The organism is Qipengyuania benthica, from assembly GCF_030717865.1.
Taxonomy (GTDB): Bacteria; Pseudomonadota; Alphaproteobacteria; order Sphingomonadales; family Sphingomonadaceae; genus Qipengyuania; species Qipengyuania benthica.
The window spans coordinates 1,021,329-1,045,689 of the sequence record NZ_JAVAIL010000001.1; the positions used below are offsets into that span (position 1 = coordinate 1,021,329).

Sequence of the window (24,361 nt, forward strand, 5' to 3'; positions counted from 1 at the left end):
CGGGTTGGCGCCCTACAAGCAGGCCTCGAGATAGGCCTGGTCGAAGCCGAACTGACGCGCCTTCTCGAGCGTGTAGGGACGCAGGCCCGAGGAGCGGAACTCGCCCATGATCTTGCCGTCCTCGCCCTCGTCGAGATATTCGAACTTGAACAGTTCCTGCGTCACGATGACGTCGCCCTCCATCCCGATCACCTCGGTGACATTGGTGGTGCGGCGCGACCCATCCCGGAGGCGCTTGACCTGAACGATCAGATCGACGCTTTCCGCAATCTGGCGGCTGATGGCTTCCTTGGGGATCTTGATGTCGCCCATCAGGATCATGTTTTCCATACGCCCGAGTGCCTCGCGCGGGGAGTTGGCGTGGAGCGTGCACATCGAACCGTCGTGACCGGTGTTCATCGCCGCGAGCAGGTCGAAACATTCCGCGCCGCGGATTTCGCCCAGGATGATCCGGTCGGGACGCATACGCAGCGCGTTCTTGACCAGATCGCCGATCGTGATCGCGCCTTGGCCTTCGAGGTTGGGAGGGCGGGTTTCGAGCGGCAGCCAATGCGGCTGCTGCAGCCTGAGTTCGGCGGCGTCCTCGATCGTCAGCACGCGCTCGCCCGGATCGATCATCTTCGACATCGCGTTGAGCATCGTCGTCTTGCCCGAGCCGGTACCGCCCGAGATGACGATGTTCATCCGGCAGGCGCCCGCGATCTTGAGGGCGGTGCACATCTTCTCGCTCATCGAGCCGAAGCCCTTGAGCATGTCGAGCGTGATCGGCTTCTCGGAGAATTTACGGATCGAAAGCGCGGTGCCGCGCAGGCTCAGCGGCGGCACGATGACGTTGACGCGGCTGCCGTCCTTGAGACGGGCGTCGGCGAGCGGAGTGGTCTGGTCGACGCGGCGGCCGACCTGATTGACGATCCGCTGGGCGATCTGGAACAGATGCTGTTCGTCGCGGAAGCGGATCGGCGCCATCATCAGCTTGCCGCCCTTTTCGATATAGGTCTGGTCGGGGCCGTTGACCATGATGTCCGACACGTCCGGATCGTTGAGCAGCTCCTCGAGCGGCCCGAAGCCGAGCAGCTCGTCGACCAGCACCTTTTCCAGCGCGAATTGTTCGCGGCGGTTGAGCGTGACCTTGAGCTCGGCCAGCACTTCGAGGATGATCGGGCGGAATTCCTCGGACAATTCGTCCTTCGTCAGCGTAGCCGCGGCTTCGGGATCGACCCGCTCGAGCAGGCGCGGCAGCACCTGTTCCTTGATCTTGTGGACGCTGGCCTCGAAGCCGCCGATATCGGCCTCGCTCGCGTGAACCGCATTGGCCCGGTCCGAAAGTCGCGCCATCGCAGCATCGGACTGCGGATTGCCGCCGCCACCGGGCGAGAGGACATCCTCATCGGGGAGCGGCGGAAATTGCTCGCCGGTGTCCTCGGGTCCGGATGGCGACTGCGTGGGCGCGGGGGCGCCGCGCATGGGCTTGGCCACGCCGAACTGCGGACGCGCGCCGGGATTCATCCCTCCCGGGCCATTCTTCCGTCCGAATGCGCTCATTGAGTTGAACCCCCGCGGTAAGTCGTCATAGCTCGAGCCGTTCCTGCGCCGATGTGGAGAATGGCTCCTTGATCGGCTTGGTGAATAAGTTGGAAAGCTTGATTTTTTCCTAATTTCGCGGTCATGCGCCAGCCTCGACGGGTGGCATCGTCCGGCACGCGGGAGGGCGTTCCGGCCCGTTGTCCTTCTCCTCCCCATTCGACAGGATCAATCGCCACCATGCAGCAGGACGAACGCAGCGGATTGCTGTTGGCATTGAGCGGCTTCGCGCTGCTGTCGGTGGGCGACGCGATCATCAAGACGATGGCCGGACAATGGTCGCCGCTGGCCGTGGCTGCGCTGCGGTTTACGATCGGGGCGGCGGCGCTCTCGGCGCTGCTGTTCTTCACCGAGGGGGCCGCCGCCTTCCGCCCACGCAAGCCCTGGCTGCAGGTTGCGCGCGGCGCCTGCCTGGCGGGGGCGACGCTGTGCTTCTTCTCGGCGATCTTCGTGATGCCGCTGGCCGATGCGATGGCGATCGCCTTCGTCTCGCCGATCTTCGTGGCGCTGTTCAGCGGTCCGCTGCTCGGCGAAAAGGTGCGCCCGGTGGTGTGGCTGGTATCGCTGGTGGCGCTGGGCGGAGTGGCGTTGATCCTGCGTCCGAACCTGGCCGAACTGGGCATCGTGGCGTTGCTGCCGCTCGCTTCGGCCTTTTTCTTCGCGCTGATGGTGGTGGCCAATCGCTCGAGCGCGGGTCAGGGCAGCGCGCTGTCGATGCAGGCCTTCATCGCGCTGTGGGCCACGCCCTTTCTCATCGCCGCCGCACTGATCGGCGATCGCAGCTCGCTCGCGTCGCTCGAGATCGGGATGCCCGACTGGACCGTGGTGGCGCGCTGCGCTCTGGTTGCCGTCACCGCCAGCGCGGCGCACTGGATCGCCTATCTGGGCACCATGCGCGCGGGTGCCTCGACCATCGCGCCGACCACCTACGTCCAGATCATCGTCGCCACGACGCTGGGCTATCTCGTCTTCGGCGATGTGCCCGATACGCCAACGCTGGCGGGCGCAGCGATCGTTATCGGGGCCGGGCTGTTCCTGTGGTGGAGCACGCCGAGGCGGGCGAAGTAATTGCAAGGCGCGCGATAGTCGTTAGAGCGCGGCGACGGCATTCTCGGGATTGAAGGCGGGACATCGATATGTGCGGCATTATCGGCATCGTAGGCAGGGAGTCGGTCGCGGACCGGCTCGTCGATGGCCTCAGGCGGATGGAATATCGCGGCTACGACAGCGCGGGGCTATGCACGATCCACGAGGGGGATCTGGTCCGCCGCCGCGCGCAGGGCAAGCTTGCCAATCTGGTCGCGGAACTCGGCCGCCGCCCGGCGCCCGGCGAGATCGGCATCGCTCACACGCGCTGGGCCACCCATGGCGCGCCGACCGAAGACAACGCCCACCCTCACGCCACCGAGCATGTCGCGCTGGTCCACAACGGCATCATCGAAAACTTCAAGGAATTGCGCGAGGAATTGCGCGCCGCGGGACGAAGCTTCACCAGCGAGACCGATTCCGAAGTGGTCGCACATCTGGTCTCGCGCGAGGTCGAGGGCGGCGCGAGCCCCGAGGAAGCGGTCGAGACCGTCCTCCCCCGGCTGCGCGGCGCCTTCGCGCTGGCGATCGCCTTCCGCAGCCATCCCGACATGCTGATCGGCGCGCGCCGCGGCTCGCCGCTGGTGCTGGGTTACGGAGAGGACGAGATGTTCCTGGGCTCCGATGCGCTCGCGTTGGCGCCGCTGACGCAGCGAATCGCCTATCTCGAGGAAGGCGACTGGGTCGTGGTTCGCCGCGATAGCGCCACGGTCTTCGATGCCGAGAACGAGCAGGTCGAGCGCGAGATCACCACCTCGGGCGCTTCGGCCGCTGCGGTCGAGAAGGGCAATTACCGCCACTTCATGCAGAAGGAGATCTTCGAGCAGCCGACCGTGGTCGCGCAGACGCTGGGCTCCTACCTGCGCCAGGCCGACAATTCGGTCGCGCTGCCGCAGTTCGATTTCGATATCTCGACCATCCGCCGGGTGACCATCGTCGCCTGCGGGACGTCCTACTATGCCGGGCTAGTGGCGAAATACTGGTTCGAGCAATTCGCCCGCGTACCCGTCGATATCGATGTCGCGAGCGAGTTCCGCTATCGCGAGCCGGTGCTCGAAGACGGCGGCTTGGCGCTGTTCATCAGCCAGAGCGGCGAGACCGCCGACACGCTCGCCGCGCTGCGCCACTGCAAGGAAGCGGGCCAGACCATCGCGGTGGTGGTCAACGTGCCCACCAGCAGCATGGCGCGCGAGGCCGATCTGCTGCTGCCGACCCACGCCGGCCCCGAGATCGGGGTCGCCTCGACCAAGGCCTTCACCTGCCAGCTCGCGGTGCTCGCCGCGCTCGCCGCGCATATGGCGGTCAAGAAGGGGCTGATGAACCGCGAGGAAGAATCCGAAGTGGTCGCGCATCTGCTCGAGGCGCCCGCATCGCTCAATGCGGCGCTCGACCACGACGAGGATATCGCGGCGATGGCGCATCTGATCGCCCCGGCGCGCGACGTGCTCTATCTGGGCCGGGGGCCCGATTACCCGCTGGCGCTGGAAGGCGCGCTCAAACTGAAGGAAATCAGCTACATCCACGCCGAGGGCTATGCCGCAGGCGAGATGAAGCACGGCCCGATCGCCTTGATCGACGATCAGGTCCCGGTGGTTGTACTCGCACCCTCGGGTCCGCTGTTCGAGAAGACCGTCTCGAATATGGAGGAAGTGCGCGCGCGCGGCGGACAGGTGGTGCTGATCTCCGACGCCGAGGGGCTCGCAGAAGCGGGCGAAGGCTGCATCGCCACCATCGAGATGCCCAAGGTGCACCCGCTGATCGCGCCGCTGGTCTATGCGATCCCGGTGCAATTGCTCGCCTACCACGTCGCCTGCGTCAAAGGCACCGATGTCGACCAGCCGCGCAACCTCGCCAAATCGGTGACCGTGGAATAGGCGCTCGGGCCGCGTGCAGTGTAGCCGATGGAAATACGGCATGATTTCGGCCCATCCTTTACCGCGGCATAACCTTTTGGTCTTAACCGCGATGGCGTGAAGAACAGCAAATCCGCCCCGATCGATTTCGCCGAAGGGATGTGCGCGGGCGTCGTTCTCGGGCTCAAGGAACCCGTTGGCGGCGACTGGTCGCAATTGCAGGGCTCGCAATACGCGCTGCTCGCCGCGCGGCTGCCGATGCGGATCGCGCTACATCTGGCCGGCATGGCGTTATTTTTCTATCTTTTTCAGCCTGTTGTCGGAACGTGGATCATCGGCGGCTGGATTGCGGTCGCGCTGATCGTGACCGCGGACGGAGCCCGTCTCGACCTGACGATGCGCGATGCCAATCAGCGGATATTCACCCGCGACGAGTTTCTGCGGCATACCTTTTACTCGGGTCTCAAGGGCGTGGTCTGGGCGCTGCCGGCCCTGCTGTTCATGCCGCTGGCCGATCCGGGCACCAACGCCATCGCGTGGGGCTTCGCCGCGATCATGCTGCTGGTCTCGGCGGTGTCGCGCTACGGGGCGCCGGCGGGAACAGTCCTGTTTTGTATAGTGACCTCGCTCGGCTATGCGACCGGTCTCCTTCTGATCGGTCAAACCGGTCTGGGGATCATCGCGATCATAACGGGCATCTTCGCCACTTCCGGCACCATCGAAGGCGCGCGCGTGGCCCTGTCGGCCAAGATCGCCCAATTGGGGATGAACGAGAAGAGCGAAGTCGTCTCGCTGCTGCTGCGCGAATATGAGGATTCGGATGCCGACTGGCTGTTCGAGCTCGATCCGCGTCGCCGCCTGCGCTCGGTCTCGCCGCGGCTGGCGGTAGCGCTGGGACAGGAACTGTCCGAAATAGAGGGGCGCAGCTTTCTCGAACTGATTTCGGGCAGCGCCTGGGAGACCGGACGTTTCCCCTCAAGCCTCCACGAATTCGCCGAAAAGCTCAAGAAGCGCGAGAATTTCTCCAATCTCGTAGTCGAGGTCATGGTCAACGACGAGCGCCGCTGGTGGGAATTGTCGGGCGCCTCGATCTTCAACGAGGCGGGTGGCTATGCCGGTTTCCGCGGGGTCGGTTCGGATGTCACCACGCAGCGAGAATCCTCCGAGAAGATCGCCTATCTGGCGCGCTTCGACACGCTCACCGCTTTGCCCAACCGGCTGATGCTCAATGAATCGCTGGGCGAGGCGATCGGCTATGCCGCCAAATGGCGCACCCGCTGCGCCTTCCTGATGATCGACCTCGACCGCTTCAAGGCGGTGAACGATTCGCTCGGTCACCTCACCGGCGACCGGCTGCTGGGGCAGGTCGCCGGACGGCTCAAGAGCCTGATGACCGAGAACGAGATCTGCGGCCGCCTGGGCGGCGACGAATTCGGCGTGGTGATCCGCGACGCCGCCGATCGCTCGAAGGTCGAGGCCGTGGCCAAATCGATCATCGAGCATCTGTCCGAACCCTATCAGGTCGATCAGCACGTACTCTATGTCGGTGCCAGTGTCGGCGCGGCATTCGGGCCGCGCGACGGTCGCTCGGTCGAGGAACTGATGCGCAACGCGGATCTGTCGCTCTATCGCGCCAAGGATTCGGGCGGCGGCGAATTCCGCGAGTACGAACCCTCGCTGCACGCTTCGGCCGAGGAACGGCGCCAGCTCGAATTCTCGCTGCGCAACGCGCTCAAGAACGAGGAATTGTCGCTCAACTACCAGCCGGTGGTCGATGCCAACACCGAGGAGGTCGTCAGTTTCGAGGCGCTGGTGCGCTGGAACAGCGATGTCCACGGTCCGGTCAGCCCGGGCAAGTTCATCCCGCTGGCCGAGGATACAAGGCTGATCGTCCCGATCGGCAAATGGGTGATGCAGCAGGCCTGTTGCGAAGCCGCGCAATGGCCCGGACATATCGGCATCAACGTCAACGTCTCGCCCGAGCAGCTGACCGAACCGGATTTCGCGACCAGCGTGGTCCATGCGCTGTCGCACAGCGGTCTGGCGGCCGAACGGCTCGAGATCGAGGTGACCGAGAGCATCTTCCTGCGCGACGCCAATGTGGCTCGCCGCGCGCTGGAACAGGTGATGGCGCTGGGCTGCTCGGTCGCGCTGGACGATTTCGGCACCGGCTATTCCTCGCTCGGCTATCTGCGCAAGCTGCGCTTCTCGACCATCAAGGTCGATCAGACCTTCGTTCAGGGCGCCTCGCAGGCGAGCGCGGAAAGCCTGGCTATCATCAATGCGGTCGTGGCGATGGCGCGCAGCCTGGGGATGACGACCACGGCGGAAGGGGTGGAGACCGCCGAGGAAGCCGAGATGATCCGCTCGATGGGCTGCAACAAGATCCAGGGCTACCATTTCGGGCGCCCGATGCTCGCCGCCGAAGCGCGGCAGGTGTTCGAGCGCGAAGAGGCGCGGCGGCTGGCCTGATCCGGCCCCGGGTTGGCTTCCGAACTGGCGCCGGAGTGCAGCCTCAGGCGTGCACCAGCCCCTTGATCGCATTCTCGAACAGCAGGCGGCCATCGGTCCCGCCATGCGCGGCATCGACCGCGCGCTCGGGGTGCGGCATCATTCCCAGCACGGTGCCGGTCTCGTTGAGAATCCCCGCGATGTCCCGGCGCGAGCCGTTGCAGTTCTCGACATAGCGAAACGCCACCCGGCCTTCGCCCTCGAGCCGGTCGAGCATTTCCTCGTCGGCGAAGTAATTGCCGTCGTGATGCGCCACCGGGATGCGAAGGCGCTGGCCCGGCTCGAAGCCGCGCGTGAACAGCGAGTCGGTGTTCTCGACCGTGAGATCGACGGTGCGGCAGATGAAATGCTGGCTGGCGTTGCGCATCAGCGCGCCGGGGAGCAGGCCCGCCTCAGTCAGCACCTGGAAACCGTTGCAGACGCCGAGCACGGGCACGCCGCGCTGCGCCGCCGCGGCGACTTCGCGCATGATCGGGCTGTTCGCCGCCATCGCACCCGACCGCAGGTAATCGCCATAGGAGAAGCCGCCGGGCAGAGCGATGAAGTCGAGCCGGTCGGGCAGCGCGCTGTCGCCGTGCCACACGCGGATAGGCTGTTCGCCCGACACCGATTCCAGCGCCACCGCCATGTCGCGGTCGCAATTGGAACCGGGAAAGGTGACGACCGCGGCGCGCAGGCTCATTGGCCGACCTTCTCGATGCGGTAATTCTCGATCACCGTGTTGGCGAGCAGCTTCTCGCACATCGCTTCCAGATCGGCATCGCTGGTGGAGTCCGCCACGGTGAGCTCGATCAGCCGCCCGATCCGGACATCCTCGACCCCGGCGAAGCCCAGCCCGTCGAGCGCATGATGCACCGCGCGGCCCTGCGGATCGAGCACGCCGGGCTTGAGGCTGACATGGATGCGGATGTTCATGGGCGGCGAACCTTTCGAATGGCGACGGCGGTCACGTATCGCGCGCCTATGCCGATGCCGCCGGGTTTTTGCAATCGGCGCCGGGTCACTCGCCGGCGCCGGCTTCGGGGACGACGCGGATGCGCACGGCTTGCGCCGGATCGAGATACTCCGCCGCGAGCGATCGCAGTTGCTCCGGGGTGATCGCCAGCTGGCGATCCCTTGCTGCGAGAAAGCGGTCGATGTTCTCGGGCTCGCTCTGGGCGCGGGCGACCAGACCCATCCACCCGCCATTGGTCTTGAGCCGGTTTTCGAGCCCTTCGAGGACCGGCTGGCGCGCGCGCTCGACCAGATCCGTATCGGGTCCGTCGGCGATCATCGTCCGCACGGTGTCCTCCATCGCGGCCTGCGCGGCATCGAGCTGCGCCACATCGACCGAGGCGCCGAGGCTGAAGGTGCCGTAATCGCGGTAGATATCCGAAGGGCTGCTATCGACGGAGGGCGAATAGGTCTGCCCCAGCTCCTCGCGCAGCTTTTCCGTCAGCGCCAGGCGCATGACCCGTGCAAGCAGCGTCAAGCGGCTGGTGCGCGCCCAGTCGCTGTCGTCGGCGGTCGGCCAGACCATCCGCAGCAGCGCCTGATCGGGCTCGCCACCATGAGTCAGCGTGACGGTTTCGCGCCGCTCGGTGAAGCTGCGCTCGCGGCTTTCGCCCTCGTAGGCGCGGAAGGCCGGTTCGCGCGGCGGCAGCGCGCCGAAGGTCTGCGCGACCATCCGGATCGCCTCCTCCTCGTCGAAATCGCCGACCAGCGCGATCTCGATGGCACCATTCGCAAGCCGCTCGCCGATGGTGGCGGACAGCTGCTCGTAATCGAGCGCACGGTAGGCTTCGAGCGGCTGGCGGGTGAAGCGCGGGTCCTGGTCCGAAAGCAGCGGCCCGAGTCCCTCGCCGAGCGCCGATTCGGGAGTCCGGCCCAGCCGGGCGAAGAAATCCGCCAGCGAGCGCTGCCACGGGCCGAGCCCTTCGGCGCGGTAGCCGGGGTCGGTCAGATAGGCCGCCATCAGCTGAAGCTGCAGCTCGAGATCGCGCGGCGTGGTGGTGGCGCCGCCGGCGAAGGTTTCGTCGCCTGCGCCGAAGCCCGCTCCGACCGAGCGGCCCGCGAGGATCGACTGCAATTCGTCGCGGCTGTGCCGGCCGAGCCCGCCGGCGGTGTAGAGCCCGGTCAGTTCCACCGCGAGCGGATCGGCGCGCGAGGCGAGCATCTGCCCGCCATCGATGTTGAACCGGACCGTCACCCGGTCGTCCGCCAGATCGGTGGGCTTGAGGTTGAGCATGACGCCATTGGCGAAGCGGATCGTGCGGATGTCGAGCGCGGCGGTGCGGCTGTCCTCGACCACCTCTCCGGCGGTCCCGAAATCGGTATAGGCGAACTCCGCCGCGGCCATGTCCTGCGGCGGTGCGACGGGGCGCGCGAAGGCGGCTTCCACCGCAGTGCGCAAGGCCGCTTCGCCGCCCTCGGGCGCGGTCTTGCCCGAGAAGCGGATCAGCGGTTCGTCGAGCGCGATGCTCTCGGCGCGCAGGGCGGCGAGCACCTCGGCGGGGGTCGCTTCTGCAGCGACGGTCTCGAACCGGGCGAGCGCATCGGCGGGCGCCGTAGGCACGAAATCGCCGCGCGCCACGGCCAGCGCCTGCCCGGCCAGCGCGGCGTTGCTGCGCGTCGCGGCGTTGGCGACCGCGTTTTCCAGGCCGGTGCGGATATTGGCGAGTTGTTCGGCGATCTCTCCCTCGCTGAAGCCGTGCGCCAGCGCGCGACGGTATTCCTCCACCGCCACATCCAGTGCCTCGCGCCAGCGGCCTTCCTCGCTGGCGACGCCGAGCGAAGTGGTGCGACCGGCCTCGAACAGGTCGGACGTCGAGAAGCTGACCCCGCGGAACGGCGGATCCTCGCTGCGCTGGAGCCGCTGCAGCCGCCGCGACAGTGCGCCCGTCGCGACCTGCCGCAACAGTGCCGCGCGGCGCTCGGCGCGCGTATCGGGGCGATCGACATAGGCATCGTGGCGCGCCAGCGTGATCGTCTCTGTCAGCGCCGGGTCGAGATAGATGTCGGTGGTGCCGCGGTAATCGGGATCGATCGGGCCGGCAGCGGGCTGCTCGGGCGAGGGCGCCGCGCGCCAGGAGCCGAAGTGCTCGGTTATCTTGGCTTCGACCAGTGCGGGATCGAAATCGCCGACCACCACGATCACCGTGTCGGAAGGGACGTATTCGCGCTCCCAGAAGGCGCGCAACGCCGCCGCATCCGCAGCCTCCAGCATCTCGGCGGTGCCGATCGGCAGCCGCTCGCCGATGAGCGCGCCGGGATAGGCGAATTCGAGCGAATCGACCGTGTTCTTGAGCGCATAGCCATTGCGCACCCGTCGCTCGGCGAGGATCACACCCTTCTCGCGCTGGACCGCCGCTTCGTCGAAATCGAGCTCGCTCGCGGTCTCGCGCATCAGCATCAGCGCGGTGTCGAGCAGTTCCTCGTCGGCGCGCGGCAGGTCGAGCTTGTACTGCGTGTAGTCGAAGGAGGTGGAGGCGTTGGTGTCTGCGCCGAAGGCCAGGCCAAGCCGTTCGAGCAGCTTGATCACCTCGCCTTCGGGAACATTGGTCGAACCGTTGAACGCCATATGCTCGACATAATGCGCATAGCCGCGCTCCTCGGACCGCTCGTCGAGCGAACCGGCGGCGATGTCCATCCGCACCAGCGCGGTGTTCTCGGGCCGGTCGTTGCGGCGGACGATATAGCGCAGGCCGTTCTCGAGCCGGCCGAAATGCCAGCCGCTTTCGGGCTCGAACTCGCTGTCCTCGAGCTCCCAGTCGCTCGCGTTCCAGCCGACTGGCTCGGCAAAAGCCGGAGCGGAGAGAACCCCGGCGACGGCGGTGGTGACGAAGAGCGAGAACGCGAGGCGCGTCGAGTAGCGAAGCTTCATGCCGCGACCCTGCCCGATCGCGGCTGAACCCTCAATGACAAGCCGTTGCGACAAGCCGTTGCGAAAGCGGCTATTTCTTGGGCTTGCTGCCCCGCAACCGGCCGCGATGCGCCGACAGGTCGAACACCTCGCCCGCGCCATTGTCTTCGTTCTGGAGCAGGCCGAGTCGGCGCGCGATCTCGCGATAGGCCTCTTCCTCGCCGCCCAGATCGCGGCGGAAGCGGTCCTTGTCGAGCTTCTCGCCGGTGTTGACGTCCCACAGCCGGCAGCCGTCGGGGCTGATCTCGTCGGCCAGGATGATGCGGCTGAAATCGCCGTCCCACAGCCGTCCGAACTCGAGCTTGAAATCGACCAGCCGGATGTCGATCGCGGCGAACATGCCGCACAGGAAATCGTTGACCCGGATCGCCATCGAGGAAATGTCCTGCATCTCCTCGCCGCTGGCCCAGTTGAAGCAGGCGATGTGCTCCTCGGCGATCAGCGGATCGCCCAGCGCATCGTCCTTGTAGTAATATTCGATCAGCGTGTGCGGCAGCGGCTCGCCTTCTTCCAGCCCGAGCCGCTTGCAGATCGAGCCCGCGGCGATGTTGCGCACCACCACCTCGATCGGCACGATCTCGACCTGGCGCACCAGCTGTTCGCGCATGTTGAGGCGGCGGATGAAATGGGTCGGCACGCCGATATGCGACAATCGCGTGAAGATGTACTCGCTGACGCGGTTGTTGATCACGCCCTTGCCGTTGATCGTGCCCTTCTTCTCGGCGTTGAAGGCGGTGGCGTCATCCTTGAAATACTGGATGATGGTGCCCGGCTCGGGTCCTTCGTAGAGGATCTTGGCCTTGCCTTCGTAGATCTGGCGGCGACGAGCCATGCGGCGTTTCCTTGCAACATTGGGTGCGACGTTGGGTGCAACGATAGGTGCGACGAAAAACAGACGCCCCGGGACGCGGAATCGGGTGCAATCCGCAGACCGGGGGCAGGGCGGCCTGCTTACATGAGGCTTGCAGGCGACGCAATCGATGTGCCGGACCCGTAAAGGGGACGTATTGAGGAAGCGGGATCGGGGGAAGTGGTGCCCAGGGAGGGATTCGAACCCCCGACACTGCGATTTTCAGTCGCATGCTCTACCAACTGAGCTACCTGGGCCTGTCCGGGCGCCTCATCGGACGAAGAGGCCCACAAGGGGCTGTTCGGCGACCGGCGAGCGGTTGGAGCGCCGCCCTATGGCGAAGGCTCCTGCGCTTGGCAAGGACGTTTTCAGTCCTCCTCGCCGCGGATCACCTCGCTCGCGATTTCCTCGGGCGCGGCGGGGCGGCCGGGCACGGCATAGCTGTCGCCGAACCAGTGCGCGAGATCGCGGTCGCGGCAGCGCTGCGAGCAGAACGGCGCGTGCTCCTCGATGCGGGGCTTCTTGCAGATCGGGCAGGTCTTTTTCGTTGCGGTCATAGCGGCACCGCCTGCGCGAACCCGGTTTCGAGTTCAAGTCCCGGATCGCCGTGCACCGACACCTCCCGCCCGCTCCGCCGCGCCAGTTCGGCCTGCCATTCGGGCCGCAGCCGCGCAAGAACGGCGGGATTGGCGGTCAACAGCAGGCGGCCGGGTTGCTCGACGAATTCGGCGCGGCGCAGCAACAGCCGCGCGGCGGCTCCGGTGCGGTCGTGATGCAGGCGGCGCAGCAGCGAGGGGCGCTCCGAGCGCGCCACCAGCTGGACGAAGCCGAAGCCGTTCATTGCGGTCCGCTCGTGGTTCCAGTGCGCCAGTGCGCTATCCAGCGCAGCATCGACCGCCTTGCGATCGGCCTTCGCCGCCAGCGTCGGGAAATCGACGCCGAGCGAACCCGCCAGATCGAACCGCCCGATCGCGTCCGCCAGTGCGGGGGCTGCGGCGAGCGCGAGGCGACGCGGATCGTCGGGCCCGTCGACATCGATCAGCAGCATCGCGCTGGTATCGAAGAACGCCAGCTCGCCGCCGTCGAACTCCACCGTTCCGGACCAGGCTTCGAGCCAGAGGTCTTCCCACCCGTCCTCGTGGCCATCCTCGGGGAAGCGGCGGACGGTTTCGGCCGTTTCTCCGGCGAGCGTCAATTGCTCGGCAAGCGTCGGGGCGGGGCGCAAATCGTCATCGCTGGGGGTGGCCTGCGCCAGCTTGATCCGGTCGCGCTCGCGGGTTCCGGCGCGGGTCACGCGCGCGCGGATCGCGGCGCCTTCGCTGGCCGAGGCCGGGAGCCGGTCGACCAATGCTTCCTCGCCGCTGGCGAAGCGCAGGGTTCCGCGCTGGCTGCTCCTGGCGCGCGACACCAGCACCGCATCCTCGACCTGGCCCGCGGTCAGCGCGCCCGGCCAGTGCAGCCGCGCCTCGACGATCCGCCCGCGCTCGAGCCGGACGCCTCGTTCCTCGGCGATGCCCTGCTCGACATACCAGTTCATTTGGCCAGGTTCATCGGGATATCTCAGCCAAGCGCGAAACCTGCCGCCTTGAGCAGCGCGCGGGTCTCGAACAGCGGCAGCCCGACCACGCCCGAATGGCTGCCCTGAAGCCAGGAGACCAGCCCCTCGGCCGCGCCCTGGATCGCGTAGCCGCCCGCCTTGCCGTGCCATTCGCCGCCGGCGAGATAGAAATCGATCTCGTCTGCGGAGAGCCGCTTGAACTTGACCGCGGTCTCGCTCAGCCGTTCGCGGATGGTCCCGTCGGGTGCGTGCAAGGCGATGGCGGACAGCACGCGGTGGCGGCGGCCCGACAGCAGTTCGAGACAGCGGCGCGCGGTGGCTTCGTCCTCGGCCTTGGGCAGGATGCGGCGTCCGGCGGCGACCACGGTGTCGCCCGCCAGCACGAAACCCTTTGCCTCCACCGCCAGCGCCTTTTCGCGCGCCATGCGCTGCGCATAGTCGCGCGGCAGCTCGGCCCTGTGCGGAGTTTCGTCGATGTCGGCGGGGAGCACGGCATCCGCCTCGATCCCCAGCCGCGCGAGCAGTTCGCGGCGGCGCGGGCTGGCGGAGGCGAGGATGAGCCGAAGCGGGGAAGCGGGCGCGCTCATGCGGCGCGGCGCGTTATTGCGGCCCCGGACCGCCGCGACCCGGCATGAAGCGGTAGGTGATCCGCGCCTTGGTCAGATCGTAGGGGGTCAGCTCGCACAGCACTTCGTCGCCCACCAGCACGCGGATGCGGTTCTTGCGCATCTTGCCGGCGGTGTGGCCGAGCACCTCATGGCCGTTTTCGAGCTCCACCCGGAACATCGCATTGGGCAGCAATTCGACCACCCTGCCGCGCATTTCGAGGAGTTCTTCCTTGGCCATGTGATTCCTTGGTTCGTGAGAGCTTCGCGAGACATTCGCAAAGCGGGGGACGAGCAGTATTGCCCCTCCGGGTCGCGCCCCTTAGCCGTGCGGAGCGCAAAAGGAAAGCCTTCCCGCTATTTAGACCAGCGACGCACCGCTACCGATCGGTTACATTTCGCGACAGGCTTGGTGGTTGTGCCGAAGCAATTCCTGCCGCAATGCCGTCGCAGCGGGGGCGACCAGTTACGATTTTTCGAAAGGTATGCTCCTTGCGGTTCGCATCGACGGTTTCTCTTCTGGCGCTGGCCGGCGCTTTCCCCCTGTCTGTGCCGCTTGCGGCCCAGGATGTGCCCCCGGCTCCCGCGAGCCAGGCTCCCGACAGCGAGCTCGACGGCCTCGACCCGCAGGCCGAGGCGCCGATCGTCGGCAGTGAGATCGTGGTCACGGCCACGCGCCAGCGCGGCGCGCTCGATGTCGAACAGCCGCCGGTGCTCGAACTCGACGCTGCGGATATCGCCGCGCTGGGAGCCGGTTCGATCGACGACCTGCTCCAGGCGATCGAGCCCGCCACCGGCAGCGCGCGCGGCCGCGGCGGCGGCGGACGCCCGATCTTCCTGGTCAATGGCGTGCGGATCGGCTCCTTCCGCGAGTTCCGCTCCTACCCGCCCGAAGCGATCGAGAAGGTCGAGGTCTTCCCCGAGGAAGTGGCGCAGCGCTTCGGCTATTCGCCCGACCGGCGGGTGGTCAATTTTATCCTCAAGAACAATTTCTCCAGCCGCGAGGTCGAACTCGAATACGGCCAGCCGGGCATCGGCGGAACTTCGCAAAGCGAGCAGGAATTCTCGCTGCTGACGATCAGCGACGGCGCACGGATCAATCTCAATCTCGAATTCGAGGACACCAGCCTTTTGACCGAGGCCGAGCGCGATCTGACGCAGGCCGGCGGATCGCTGAGCGATGTCGCAAGCGATCCCGATCCGCTCGAATTCCGCAGCCTGATCGCCGACAGCGCCGGCGTCGAGGCTTCCGCCAATTACGCCAAGGCCTTCATCGACAGCGGCTCCTCGATCAGCCTCAATCTCACCGGCGCCTACAACGAAAGCCGCAGCCTGTCGGGGCTGGACAGCGTGCTGCTGACCGATCCCGCGGGCAACAACGCCTTTCGCACCTTCGGCGCGGGCGATCCGCTGGAGCGCAATTTGGCGAGCAATTCCATCGCCAGCTCGGGCAGCTACAACCGGCCGCTGGGTGAGGGCTGGAACCTGACCGCCACCTTCGATGCCAGCCGCGCCTACAGCCGCACGCGGATCGACCGCCGCGCCGACACCGCCGCGCTCGAGGCGCAGGCGCTTGCCGGGACGCTTGCGATCGACGGTGCGCTGCCCGCGCTCGGCGATGCCGGCGTCGACACCGCGCGTTCCACGCTGTGGGGCGCGAGCACGCTGGCGACGATCACCGGTTCGCCGCTTTATCTCCCCGGAGGCGAGGTCGCGGCCACCTTCGATCTCGGCTACGACTGGGATCGCATCATCAGCTCCGACACCCGCAGCGCGCAGGACAGCCGGCTCACGCGCGGCGATGTCTCGGCCGGGGTCAATCTCGTGGTGCCGCTGACCAGCCGCCGCGAGGGTTTCGCCGATGCGATCGGCTCGATCTCGCTCACGGGTCAGGCGGGGATCAACGAACTCTCCGATTTCGGTACGCTGACCGACTGGAGCCTCGGCCTCAACTGGCAGCCCTTCGACAATCTCAACCTTTCCGCCACGCGGATCTGGCGCGAGGTCGCGCCGGGCCTCAACGCGCTGGGCGATCCGCAGGTGGTCGATTTCAACGTTCCCGTGTTCGATTTCGCCACCGGCGAGAGCGTGCTGGCGACGGTCGTCACCGGCGGCAATCCGGCGCTGGCGGCCGAAACCCAGGCCGACTGGAAGTTCTCCGCCAATTGGGAACTGCCCTTCGTCGACGACACGCGGCTCCAGCTCGATTATGCGGTCAACCGCTCGAACGATGTCACCGCGAGCGCCCCCGGGCTGAGCCCCGCCTTCGAAGCCGCCTTCCCCGATCGCGTCACCCGCAACGATGCGGGGCAGCTGATCGAGCTCGATCGCCGCCCGATCACGCTGTTCGCAACCCGCAGCAAGGTGCTCTCCTTCGGGATCAACACCAGCGGCAGGATCGGCGCCGAACCCGAAGCGCCCGAAGCGCCCGAAGCGCCTGCTGGCCGTGGTGGCCGTGGTGGTCGCGGTGCCGGCGCGGCGAGCCCGACTGGCGGCAGCGCCACCGTCACCATGGACCGCGAGGGCATGGAAGCCATGCGGGTCCGCTTCTGCGCCACTCCCGCAGGCGAGACCCCCGATCTCGCAGGGCTGCCCGAGGCGCTGCTCGAACGGCTTCGCGGCGCCGACGGCACCATCCCGCCCGAGCGCATCGCGCAGCTTCGCGAGCGGTTTTGCGGAGCCGATGGCGAGCCGGGCGCCGAAAGCGGCGGCGAACGGATGGAAGCGATTCGCGCCGCGCTCTGCACCGATCCGCCCAAGCTGGAGGGTCTGCCCGAGCCGATGCTCGCGCGGTTGCGGAAGGAGGCCGGGGAGATCGATCCCGAGCGGCTGGCGCAAGTGCGCGCGCAACTGTGCAGTGCGGGCGTGGCGGCGGGCGAGGGGGGGGCCGAGGCTCAGCCCGCGCGCGGCGGGCGGCGCGGCGGACGCGGCGGCGGTTTCCGCGGGATGATGGGCGGCGGCGAGAACCCCGACACCCGCCCGCGCTATTTCCTCAGCCTGACGCATAATTTCGCGATCGAGAACGAGGTCGTGGTCGCAGCCGATGGTCCGGTGCTCGACCAGCGCGACGGCTTCGTGCTCGGCGGCGGCGGGGTGCCGGTCTACAGCGCGCGGCTCGAGGGTGGTCTGTTCTGGCAGGGCTACGGGATGCGCGTCTCGGGCAGTTACGTCGGACCGAGCGAGTTGCGCGGCGATGGCCTGGCGGGCAGCAGCGACCTGTTCTTCGGCGATCTGGCGACCTTCGACCTCAGGCTGTTCGCCGATCTGGGCGAGGTGACCGGTGCGGAGTCGGGCGTACTCGACGGACTGCGGGTCTCGCTCGCTATCGACAACATCTTCGACACCCGCCGCGAGGTGGTCGACGCCAATGGCGTCACCCCGCTCGCCTACGACCCGCTGCGGATCGACCCGACCGGGCGCTATATCGGCATCGATATCCGCAAGCTGTTCTGACCCTCTGCTCCCTCCCCTCCGGGGGAGGGTCCAAGGAGCGGTCGTGCCGGTTGCCCGACCGCCAGAGATCCCAGCTTTCGCTGGGATGACGCCGGGGTGTCCGCAATGGGCAGGCGATTGCCGGCGAACCGCTCAATGCCTCGCGTCGGTCATTCCTGCCCAGCTCGTCAACACCCTTCCGGCCCTTCTCGTCATCCCAGCGAAAGCTGGGATCTGCATCGGGTCGCGCTAACCTTCGCCCGGCGCGCCGGTCTCATGCGTCGCGCGCATATGCGCGACCGAGTGCGTCACCAGCTCTTCCAGCAACGCGCCGTCCACGTCCGCCAGCCGATTGACATAGAGGCACGACTTGCCGGTCTTGTACTTGCCCAGCCGCGCCATCAGCTCTTGGTGCTGCGGGAAGCCGTCCATCACATAGAGCGTCAGCGCCGCGGCGCGCGAGGCGAAGCCGGTGATGAACCACTCCCCCTCGCGCCCGCTCTCGTAGCGATAGCGGTAGGTGCCGAAGCCGACCATCCCGCCGCTCCACACCCGCGGGCTCTCGCCGCTGGCGCGCGCCATCATGGCGCAGACGGCTTGCGCATCGGCGCGGCGCTGCGGATCCGCAATTGCGTCCAGCAGCGCCGCGACGTCGTCGCCGGTCGGCCTGGTCTTGTTCTCGGTCATCGCGGGAACCTCCCGCGAGGGTTCTAGAACCGCAGGCCGACCCCGGCAACGACCTGATCGGTGGAGGCATCGCCGAACGTGCCGTCGTTGAGATCCTTGTAGCTCGACCGGCGGTATTCCAGCCGCGCCTCGAGCGGACCGGGCAGCTGCACCTGCACCCCGCCGCCGAAGCGGATCCCGTCGGCATTGCCCTCGAGCTCGCCCAGCGAGCCCGCGCTGGTGAAGGCGCTGGTGTCGAGCGAGGTGTAGCCCAGCTTGCCATAGGCGGCGATGCCCGGGGTCACCGCGAAACCGGCGCGCGCGCCGAGGTAATACTGCCCGTCGGCCTCGAGCCCGTCGCGCGCACCGCCGAAGCTGGCGGGAAATTCGGTCGAGCCGCCGCTGGTCGAATATTCGCCCTCGACCCCGACGAAAGCGCTGCCGAGGCTGAGATCGTAGCCCGCGGTGACGCCGTAAACCGCGGCATCGGCGCTGGCGCTGGCCGAGCCGTCGGCGGCCTCGACATCGATACCCTCGTAACCGGCGAGCGCGCCGACATAGAGCCCGCCGGGCGCCGCAGCCTGCGCGGAAGCGGGGCTGGCGGCGAGGCCGGCTGCGAGAATGGCGGCCGGGATGGCGGCGGTGAGAAGCGGTTTCATGGGTGTGTTCCTTTATCGTTGAAGCGGTGGCTCGCCGCGCCTTTCGCGCATGCCGGATTGCACGAAGGTGAACCGCAGGACGCTGCGGGCGAACGGGTCGAGCGGTGGAAAGCCGCACGGTGTGCGCGGCGCGCGGCGCGGCTAGCTGTCGACCACGTTGACGAGATTGCCCGCCGGGTCGCGGAAGTGGAACCGTCGCAGCCCCCAGTCCTCGGTGACCGGGCCGTAGACGATCTGTGCCCCGGCGGCGCGGACCGCGGCTTCGGTGGCAGCGAGGTCGTCGACCCCGATCGAGATCACCGGCAATGGCGTGCCCGATCCGCCCTGCGAGGCGGTATGCAGTTCGATCGCCTGGCTTGCATCGCTCGCCAGAAACGCGACCCATCCCATATCCAGCGTCAGGTCGAGTTCGAAGACCTCTCGATAGAACTGGGCGAGCGCGGCGGGGTCCGGCGCAGCGAGATTGGCGACGATCCTGGTCACAGCCACGGCCAACACTCCGGCTATCGAACCCGCACCGCGTCCTTCGATGCAGCGCTCGGTGAAGGATGCCCCGCCGCGAGCCTGCGGGCAAGGGTCACGGCGATCCGCAGAGCCGGGCGATCATCGCGCGGTGGTCGGAGCCGTTGTCGGGCAGCACGGCGAAGGATTGCAGGTCCAGATCGCCCTTCAGCATCAGCTGGTCCAGCGGCCAGCCGATTGCGCGCAAATCGGCCGGGAAGGTGGGATAGGTCCCGCGCCCGATCCGCGGATCGCGCCAGTCGCCGGTCTCGCGAAACCGCGTCGTGGTGCGCGACCAGGGCACATCGTTGAAATCGCCCATCACGATGGCGTCGGGCAGCCGGTCGGGGGTCTGGACCCCCGCGTTGACGATGTTCTCGTCGCGCCGCTCGGTGTTCCAGTCCGGTAGCGGCGGCTTGGGATGCAAGCCGATGAACTCGATCGGCCGCGACCCGGCGGGTTGCAGCGTCGCGTAGACAGTGGGCGTATCGCGATAGGTGTTTTCGACCACATTCGACTTCAGCACCGGCAGTCGGGTGGCGAACACCAGACCGAACGCCTTGGGTTGGGGATGCCTCTGGACATGATCGTAGTCCGCCAGGATCGGCTCCAGCGCCTCGATCCAGCGGGTGTCGGTCTCCATCAGGAACAGCACGTCGGGATCGTATCGCTCAACCTGCGCGGCAATCCGGGCGTATTGCTCGTTCTCGACCTTCACATTGACCGCCATCGCGGAAAAGCACCGGCCTTCTGCCGCCGCCGCTGCGGTTGCATCTCCGGCGAGCGCGAGTTGCGGTTCCGCGAGGGCGGAATAGGGCCAGATCCGCCAGACGTTGATCACGATGACCAGTGCGAACATCGCGACCGCCGCCCAGCGCCGCGCTCCGCCGACGAACAGCGCGACGACGAGCAGCAGTGCCGCCGCATAGGAGATCGGCTCGCGCACCAGATCCACGGTCCTGATGAACCAAATATCGCTCGGCACGAGCGATACCAGCACCGCGACCAGCATCAGGACCGAAATGGCGACCAGCGCAGATCCGAGTTTCTTCATGGTTTCCCCCCTCATCCGAACAAGGCGCGCGGAGCGGGGAGGTTCCCCAACGACGCGCGCCATGCTCGGTCTTGCGGCAATCAGACGGCCGACAGGACCTTTCGAGCGGTCCGAGCATTTAACCGGCTTTCAACCAAAGGACTTCAACCAAAGGACCTTGCCATGATCAAGCTCGCCGCCCTTGGGGCACTCGGTTACGTCGGATACAAATACTACCAGAAGAACGCGGCGCAGAGCGGCGGCGGCGACAAGACCGCCAGTCGGAACGCCGCAGCCGGCGGCCCGCTCAGCGACAAAGCTACCGCCAGGCCGGCTCCGCCCGTCGCCCACTAGGCTAAGCCATCGCTGGGGGCCATCGGAGGGGGCCATCGGAGCGGCGGCCGGTCGCGATGAGGTGCTGCGCGAGCGGCGCCGCCGCTTCGAGCTACGCTTTCTCGGCATGGACGAACCCCGGCCGCCCCCCCGAAACACGCGAATGACGCGATATTCTCCAAGCAAGTGCGCGCGCGCGACCGCGTTGCACGCCGACGCCGGCAGTGCGACCGCCGGTCAGAAATCGATCTGCGCGCGCACGCCGAGGACATCGACCCCGTAGGACCGGTCTCCGCCAGCGGTGGCGAGGGCTGCGTCCTCGTAGTTCAGATGCCCATAATTGAGCATGAAGAGGACGTAGTCGATCGGTTTCCAGATCACCGACGCGTAATAGCCGTCCTGCTTTCCGCCGACGATCCCTGCGTCGTTGAGGTCGAGACGGTCGTAGCGCAGGTTGAACTGGACCGAGCCGATGCCGCCCTCGCCGAGCGGATTGGCCGGCTTGACCCGGTCGAACTTGCCGCCCTTGTATCCCCGGCTGTCGCCGGCGGTGAGGAAGTACCCGACCTCGGCATAGCCGCCGAAGAAGGTCGGGTCGGCCAGCACCCCCGGACGGTCGGCCCGCTGCCAGAAGGCTTCGGCGGCGGCGTGGAAAGGGCCGGAGATCAGGGCCGCTTCCAGCCCGTATCCCAATTCGCTCTGCGCACCGATCGTGCCGGTGTTGACGAAGCGATCCGAGGTGAAGTGGACCAGCGGGCGCTGGCGATAGCGCACCGCGTCGCCGGGCTTGCCGAGATCGTTGTAGTGGATCGAGGCGCCGAGATGGGCTTGCGCATTGCCGAATTCCGGCATGACGACGAAGCGGCCGTCGACGCCGCGATTGTCTGTGTCCGTGTCGTCGAAATTGTCGGTGAAGACGCCGGCCTGCGCCAGAAATAGGCCGCTCTCATAGCTCGCGGAAACACCGATCCGCCGCTCGAACCCGAAGGCGTCGGTAAAGGCCGCGCGCTCGATGAAGCTGGTGTGCAGGCTGCTGGTCAGCTCCTCGAGCGACTGGAAATTGTTCTGATGGCCGATCGCGATTTCGGCATCGCCGGTTTCGTAGGTCAGGATCGCATCGGCCGCCTCGACTTCATCGCCGGCGAAGTCGAGTTCGAATTTGTAGCCGAACCCCCCGGGGATATCCCCCTGCACGCCCAGCCGGGCGCGGCGCACCTCGTTGCCGAAGCCCTCGTCGCTGCCCGGAGATCCCGGCACGCTGGTGAAGCCGGCGTCGTACATGAGGCGACCGCGCGGCTTGAAACTCCACCCGCTCGAATGCTTGACTTCGGGTGCACCCTTGAAGGCGATCGCGGTCCGCGGGCCCGGGGGCGAAGCTGCAGGAGCGCGGGAGGCAGTCGGAACGGCAGGAGCCGCGCCCTCTTCCGGCCTGTCTTCCGGCGCCTCCCGCAGCTGCTCCTGGAGCCGATCGATCCGCTGACCGAGCTCCGCCACCTGCGCCCGCAAGCGCTCGATTTCCTCCGACGGTTCGCTCGAGGACTGCGCGTGAAGCGGCGTGGTCATCGTGCCGGCCAAGGCTGCTGCCATGAGTGAAAACCGGGTGAGGTGCATTGTTACGAATCTCTGACATTGTGACCAATGGGGGTCGCCGTTACGACCGGTTCATGACGCCCCTGTGACATCCGGAGCCGGCAGGTCCGCGGAACCGTTTGGGGCAGCACCGGCAAGACCGGACGCCGCCAGCCGCGCGCCGACAGCCGACCGGCGGCTCTCTGCGATTGTTTGCCAGGCGCCACTGGCGACGAACGACCCACCGTGGACGTAGGGGTGAATTTCGTCGTCGCCGGCGAATTGTCTTCCGTTCATCGCATGTCGTCAGGCGAAGTCGGGCCGCCTCCGGCACGTCCGGAAGCGGCCCAATCCTTTTCCAGCGCAAGCCGGGAAACCGAGCGCTCAAAACTCGCCCGCGACCCCCGCCTTGAAGGTGGTGCTTTCGCCGCCAGCGTAGGTGACCCCGGCAGAGATCGCGAAGTCGCCCTCGAGGCGGTGCATCAGGCCAGCGGAGAAACCCACTTCGCCGCGGTACACCGCCACGTTCGAGGCATAGCTGGTCTTGCCCGCCTCGCTGGGAAAGTGAGGGTGCGCCATTGCAGCGACCGCAGCGATGCCCTCCTGCGCATCCTTGTCGATCGTGCGCGACAGATCGAACAGGGTCGAAACCTCGCCTTCGAGACCCGAGACCCGGTTGCCGAGCGCGGAGAACTGCGCGTCGCTCACCGCGGCGATATGGTTCATCGACACGCGCACGGTGTCGACCGAGGCGGCAGACGCGGCCGCCTGCCTGCCTAGCGTGCCGCTGGCATCGACCGTGACCACGTCCACCGGGCCTTGCTGCGCTGCGGTGCTGGCGGCGATGTCCGCCACCACCACCGAACTGCCGGAACCGCCCAGCATGACCTGATTGCTGGCGGTGGTCGTAGAACCGTTACCGACCGCGGTAGAGCCGTTGTAGTTCGCACTGGCGCCGGTTCCGATGGCGGTCGCATTTCCGGCCTGCGCCTTTGCCCCGTAGCCGATGGCGGTCGCGTTGTCCGTCGGGGCGTAGCTCTGATAGCCCAGCGCGACCGAAAAGGAACCGCGCGCGGTCGAATAGGCGCCGAAGGCCAGCGCGCCGATACCGTTGGCCTCGGAACCTGCGCCCGCGGCGGTGCTCTGCACCCCATCCGCGAAGGCACCATAGCCGAAGCCGGTCGTGCGCGTGCCCGCCGCCAATGCGTCCGCGCCCAGTGCGAGGGTTTCCTGACCGATTGCCTGCGCACCAAGGGAATCCCCGTCACTGCCGTCGCCGCCCAGTGCGGACGATCCGGTTCCCGAGGCCTTGGCTGCGTGACCCAGGGCTACGGCGTCGAACTGAATGGCTTCGGAATAGGCGCCGAGGGAAGTCGCGAAGGTTCCACTGGCGATAGACGACGTTCCGAGCGCGGTAGCTGCGATGTCCGTCGCTTCGGACGATCTCCCGATGCTTACGGCGCTCCCGCCCGCGGCGCTCGAATCCAGACCGATTGCGACGGCGTAATTGCTCGTCGCCGATGCCCGCCGTCCCAGGGCCGTGGAACTCTCTCCGGTTGCGAACGTGTCCGAGCCGAGAGCGGTACCTCCGACGGATGCCTGGGCGCCCAACCGATCCTTGTCGTTGCTGTCACCCCCTATTGCGATCGAGTAGGCCCCGCTCGCGTCGGTATCCTCGCCGATGGCGATCGTGGAGACATTGCTGGCGTTGGCATTGTCGCCAAGAGCCACCGAAAAATCGGCGGCAACGGCAAAGTTTCCTGCGGCAAGAGACGTAAACCCGCTGGCGGTAGCCCCGTAACCAACGGCAGTTGAGTAGTAATCTGTCGAACTCGCAAAATTACCCAAGGCGGTTCCTCCATTGAAGGTGGCTTCGCTGGAGGCACCGACTGCTGTCGAGTCCTCACCAGAGGCGGTCGCGCTCCTGCCGACGGCAGTAGCCCCTGCACCGGAACTCGCGTAGGTCCCGATGGCGGTACTATAGCCCCCCGTCGCTTCCGCATTGCCGCCGCATGCCAAACTCCAAAAATCCCCACCGGAATCAGCATTGCTATCGGTATCGACGTTCGTGTCGGCATTGCCGTCATCATTGGTGTCGAGCAGGCAGTCATCCGCCTTGGCGGGAGTTGCGAGCGCAAGCGAAAGGCCGAACGCCAGCGCGACTCCTCCCGAATTGAGAACCGGGGCGGTGCGAAGCTTGTGGATAGCGGTCATATGTGTCTC

The 24,361-nt window shown here is 67.0% G+C and carries 20 protein-coding genes and 1 tRNA gene; 5 read left to right on the forward strand and 16 right to left on the reverse strand.

Translation table 11 applies throughout. The annotated features are described in order from the left end of the window. Nucleotides 1-12: 12 nt before the first annotated feature. Nucleotides 13-1,542: a TadA family conjugal transfer-associated ATPase gene (locus Q9K01_RS05125; RefSeq protein ID WP_305929106.1), complete on the reverse strand. Its 1,530-nt coding sequence runs from the start codon at nucleotides 1,540-1,542 to the stop codon at nucleotides 13-15. Between the two features lie 219 nt (nucleotides 1,543-1,761). Between Q9K01_RS05125 and Q9K01_RS05130 the strand changes: the two genes are divergently transcribed. The 3 genes from Q9K01_RS05130 (at nucleotide 1,762) to Q9K01_RS05140 (ending at nucleotide 6,992) form a co-directional block, all read left to right on the forward strand. After that, a complete protein-coding gene (locus Q9K01_RS05130; RefSeq protein ID WP_305929107.1) occupies nucleotides 1,762-2,649 on the forward strand; it encodes a DMT family transporter in 888 nt (295 codons plus the stop codon). Between the two features lie 68 nt (nucleotides 2,650-2,717). Beyond that, entirely contained in the window at nucleotides 2,718-4,541 is a 1,824-nt protein-coding gene (glmS, locus tag Q9K01_RS05135) for a glutamine--fructose-6-phosphate transaminase (isomerizing) (RefSeq protein ID WP_305929108.1), read from the forward strand. A gap of 138 nt (nucleotides 4,542-4,679) precedes the next feature. Beyond that, nucleotides 4,680-6,992: a putative bifunctional diguanylate cyclase/phosphodiesterase gene (locus Q9K01_RS05140; RefSeq protein ID WP_305929191.1), complete on the forward strand. Its 2,313-nt coding sequence runs from the start codon at nucleotides 4,680-4,682 to the stop codon at nucleotides 6,990-6,992. Between the two features lie 43 nt (nucleotides 6,993-7,035). Here Q9K01_RS05140 and purQ read toward each other — a convergent pair whose 3' ends face one another. The 9 genes from purQ to infA form a co-directional block, all read right to left on the reverse strand. Further along, nucleotides 7,036-7,713 (reverse strand): phosphoribosylformylglycinamidine synthase subunit PurQ, encoded by a 678-nt coding sequence (gene purQ, locus Q9K01_RS05145; RefSeq protein ID WP_305929109.1) that lies wholly within the window; start codon nucleotides 7,711-7,713, stop codon nucleotides 7,036-7,038. Then, the gene (gene purS, locus Q9K01_RS05150; protein ID WP_305929110.1) at nucleotides 7,710-7,946 is read right to left on the reverse strand and encodes a phosphoribosylformylglycinamidine synthase subunit PurS; all 237 of its coding nucleotides are present in this window, start codon (nucleotides 7,944-7,946) and stop codon (nucleotides 7,710-7,712) included. Before purS ends, purQ begins: the two co-directional genes overlap by 4 nt. A gap of 85 nt (nucleotides 7,947-8,031) precedes the next feature. Further along, the gene (locus tag Q9K01_RS05155; RefSeq protein ID WP_305929111.1) at nucleotides 8,032-10,893 is read right to left on the reverse strand and encodes a M16 family metallopeptidase; all 2,862 of its coding nucleotides are present in this window, start codon (nucleotides 10,891-10,893) and stop codon (nucleotides 8,032-8,034) included. 70 nt (nucleotides 10,894-10,963) lie between these two features. Further along, nucleotides 10,964-11,764, reverse strand: coding sequence for a phosphoribosylaminoimidazolesuccinocarboxamide synthase (gene purC, locus Q9K01_RS05160; RefSeq protein ID WP_305929112.1), 801 nt, complete (start codon nucleotides 11,762-11,764; stop codon nucleotides 10,964-10,966). A gap of 199 nt (nucleotides 11,765-11,963) precedes the next feature. Further along, nucleotides 11,964-12,039: transfer RNA gene (locus Q9K01_RS05165), tRNA-Phe, on the reverse strand. Nucleotides 12,040-12,150: 111 nt separating this feature from the next. After that, a complete protein-coding gene (locus tag Q9K01_RS05170; RefSeq protein ID WP_305929113.1) occupies nucleotides 12,151-12,339 on the reverse strand; it encodes a DNA gyrase inhibitor YacG in 189 nt (62 codons plus the stop codon). Continuing rightward, a complete protein-coding gene (locus Q9K01_RS05175; RefSeq protein ID WP_305929114.1) occupies nucleotides 12,336-13,319 on the reverse strand; it encodes a ribonuclease in 984 nt (327 codons plus the stop codon). The genes Q9K01_RS05170 and Q9K01_RS05175 overlap by 4 nt, the downstream gene beginning before the upstream one ends. A gap of 23 nt (nucleotides 13,320-13,342) precedes the next feature. After that, nucleotides 13,343-13,927: a Maf family protein gene (locus Q9K01_RS05180; protein WP_305929115.1), complete on the reverse strand. Its 585-nt coding sequence runs from the start codon at nucleotides 13,925-13,927 to the stop codon at nucleotides 13,343-13,345. 13 nt (nucleotides 13,928-13,940) lie between these two features. Then, on the reverse strand, nucleotides 13,941-14,186 hold the full coding sequence (infA, locus tag Q9K01_RS05185) for a translation initiation factor IF-1 (protein ID WP_007163491.1): 246 nt from the start codon (nucleotides 14,184-14,186) through the stop codon (nucleotides 13,941-13,943). Nucleotides 14,187-14,515: 329 nt separating this feature from the next. Between infA and Q9K01_RS05190 the strand changes: the two genes are divergently transcribed. Continuing rightward, nucleotides 14,516-17,398: a TonB-dependent receptor gene (locus Q9K01_RS05190; protein ID WP_305929116.1), complete on the forward strand. Its 2,883-nt coding sequence runs from the start codon at nucleotides 14,516-14,518 to the stop codon at nucleotides 17,396-17,398. Nucleotides 17,399-17,626: 228 nt separating this feature from the next. Here Q9K01_RS05190 and Q9K01_RS05195 read toward each other — a convergent pair whose 3' ends face one another. The 4 genes from Q9K01_RS05195 to Q9K01_RS05210 form a co-directional block, all read right to left on the reverse strand. After that, the gene (locus Q9K01_RS05195; protein WP_305929117.1) at nucleotides 17,627-18,064 is read right to left on the reverse strand and encodes a DUF1801 domain-containing protein; all 438 of its coding nucleotides are present in this window, start codon (nucleotides 18,062-18,064) and stop codon (nucleotides 17,627-17,629) included. 23 nt (nucleotides 18,065-18,087) lie between these two features. Then, on the reverse strand, nucleotides 18,088-18,702 hold the full coding sequence (locus Q9K01_RS05200) for an outer membrane protein (RefSeq protein WP_305929118.1): 615 nt from the start codon (nucleotides 18,700-18,702) through the stop codon (nucleotides 18,088-18,090). A 141-nt stretch (nucleotides 18,703-18,843) separates the two neighbouring features. Next, on the reverse strand, nucleotides 18,844-19,191 hold the full coding sequence (locus Q9K01_RS05205) for a VOC family protein (RefSeq protein ID WP_305929119.1): 348 nt from the start codon (nucleotides 19,189-19,191) through the stop codon (nucleotides 18,844-18,846). 88 nt (nucleotides 19,192-19,279) lie between these two features. Further along, nucleotides 19,280-20,257, reverse strand: coding sequence for an endonuclease/exonuclease/phosphatase family protein (locus tag Q9K01_RS05210; protein ID WP_305929120.1), 978 nt, complete (start codon nucleotides 20,255-20,257; stop codon nucleotides 19,280-19,282). Nucleotides 20,258-20,419: 162 nt separating this feature from the next. Between Q9K01_RS05210 and Q9K01_RS05215 the strand changes: the two genes are divergently transcribed. After that, on the forward strand, nucleotides 20,420-20,590 hold the full coding sequence (locus tag Q9K01_RS05215) for a hypothetical protein (RefSeq protein ID WP_305929121.1): 171 nt from the start codon (nucleotides 20,420-20,422) through the stop codon (nucleotides 20,588-20,590). Between the two features lie 216 nt (nucleotides 20,591-20,806). On the opposite strand, the gene Q9K01_RS05220 is transcribed toward Q9K01_RS05215, so the two are convergent. Both Q9K01_RS05220 and Q9K01_RS05225 read right to left on the reverse strand, forming a co-directional pair. After that, nucleotides 20,807-22,132 (reverse strand): OprO/OprP family phosphate-selective porin, encoded by a 1,326-nt coding sequence (locus Q9K01_RS05220; protein ID WP_305929122.1) that lies wholly within the window; start codon nucleotides 22,130-22,132, stop codon nucleotides 20,807-20,809. A 390-nt stretch (nucleotides 22,133-22,522) separates the two neighbouring features. Further along, on the reverse strand, nucleotides 22,523-24,352 hold the full coding sequence (locus tag Q9K01_RS05225; protein ID WP_305929123.1) for a hypothetical protein: 1,830 nt from the start codon (nucleotides 24,350-24,352) through the stop codon (nucleotides 22,523-22,525). Between the last annotated feature and the right edge of the window lie 9 nt (nucleotides 24,353-24,361).

Coding starts and splice junctions, on each gene's coding strand:
- infA (WP_007163491.1), bottom strand. CDS start 14,186: ATGGCCAAGGAAGAACTCCTCGAAATGCGCGGCAGGGTGGTCGAATTG.
- Q9K01_RS05195 (WP_305929117.1), bottom strand. CDS start 18,064: ATGACCGAGAACAAGACCAGGCCGACCGGCGACGACGTCGCGGCGCTG.
- Q9K01_RS05170 (WP_305929113.1), bottom strand. CDS start 12,339: ATGACCGCAACGAAAAAGACCTGCCCGATCTGCAAGAAGCCCCGCATC.
- Q9K01_RS05180 (WP_305929115.1), bottom strand. CDS start 13,927: ATGAGCGCGCCCGCTTCCCCGCTTCGGCTCATCCTCGCCTCCGCCAGC.
- Q9K01_RS05225 (WP_305929123.1), bottom strand. CDS start 24,352: ATGACCGCTATCCACAAGCTTCGCACCGCCCCGGTTCTCAATTCGGGA.
- glmS (WP_305929108.1), top strand. CDS start 2,718: ATGTGCGGCATTATCGGCATCGTAGGCAGGGAGTCGGTCGCGGACCGG.
- Q9K01_RS05215 (WP_305929121.1), top strand. CDS start 20,420: ATGATCAAGCTCGCCGCCCTTGGGGCACTCGGTTACGTCGGATACAAA.
- Q9K01_RS05155 (WP_305929111.1), bottom strand. CDS start 10,893: ATGAAGCTTCGCTACTCGACGCGCCTCGCGTTCTCGCTCTTCGTCACC.
- Q9K01_RS05220 (WP_305929122.1), bottom strand. CDS start 22,132: ATGACCACGCCGCTTCACGCGCAGTCCTCGAGCGAACCGTCGGAGGAA.
- Q9K01_RS05200 (WP_305929118.1), bottom strand. CDS start 18,702: ATGAAACCGCTTCTCACCGCCGCCATCCCGGCCGCCATTCTCGCAGCC.
- Q9K01_RS05175 (WP_305929114.1), bottom strand. CDS start 13,319: ATGAACTGGTATGTCGAGCAGGGCATCGCCGAGGAACGAGGCGTCCGG.
- purC (WP_305929112.1), bottom strand. CDS start 11,764: ATGGCTCGTCGCCGCCAGATCTACGAAGGCAAGGCCAAGATCCTCTAC.
- purS (WP_305929110.1), bottom strand. CDS start 7,946: ATGAACATCCGCATCCATGTCAGCCTCAAGCCCGGCGTGCTCGATCCG.
- Q9K01_RS05140 (WP_305929191.1), top strand. CDS start 4,680: ATGTGCGCGGGCGTCGTTCTCGGGCTCAAGGAACCCGTTGGCGGCGAC.
- purQ (WP_305929109.1), bottom strand. CDS start 7,713: ATGAGCCTGCGCGCCGCGGTCGTCACCTTTCCCGGTTCCAATTGCGAC.
- Q9K01_RS05125 (WP_305929106.1), bottom strand. CDS start 1,542: ATGAGCGCATTCGGACGGAAGAATGGCCCGGGAGGGATGAATCCCGGC.
- Q9K01_RS05130 (WP_305929107.1), top strand. CDS start 1,762: ATGCAGCAGGACGAACGCAGCGGATTGCTGTTGGCATTGAGCGGCTTC.
- Q9K01_RS05210 (WP_305929120.1), bottom strand. CDS start 20,257: ATGAAGAAACTCGGATCTGCGCTGGTCGCCATTTCGGTCCTGATGCTG.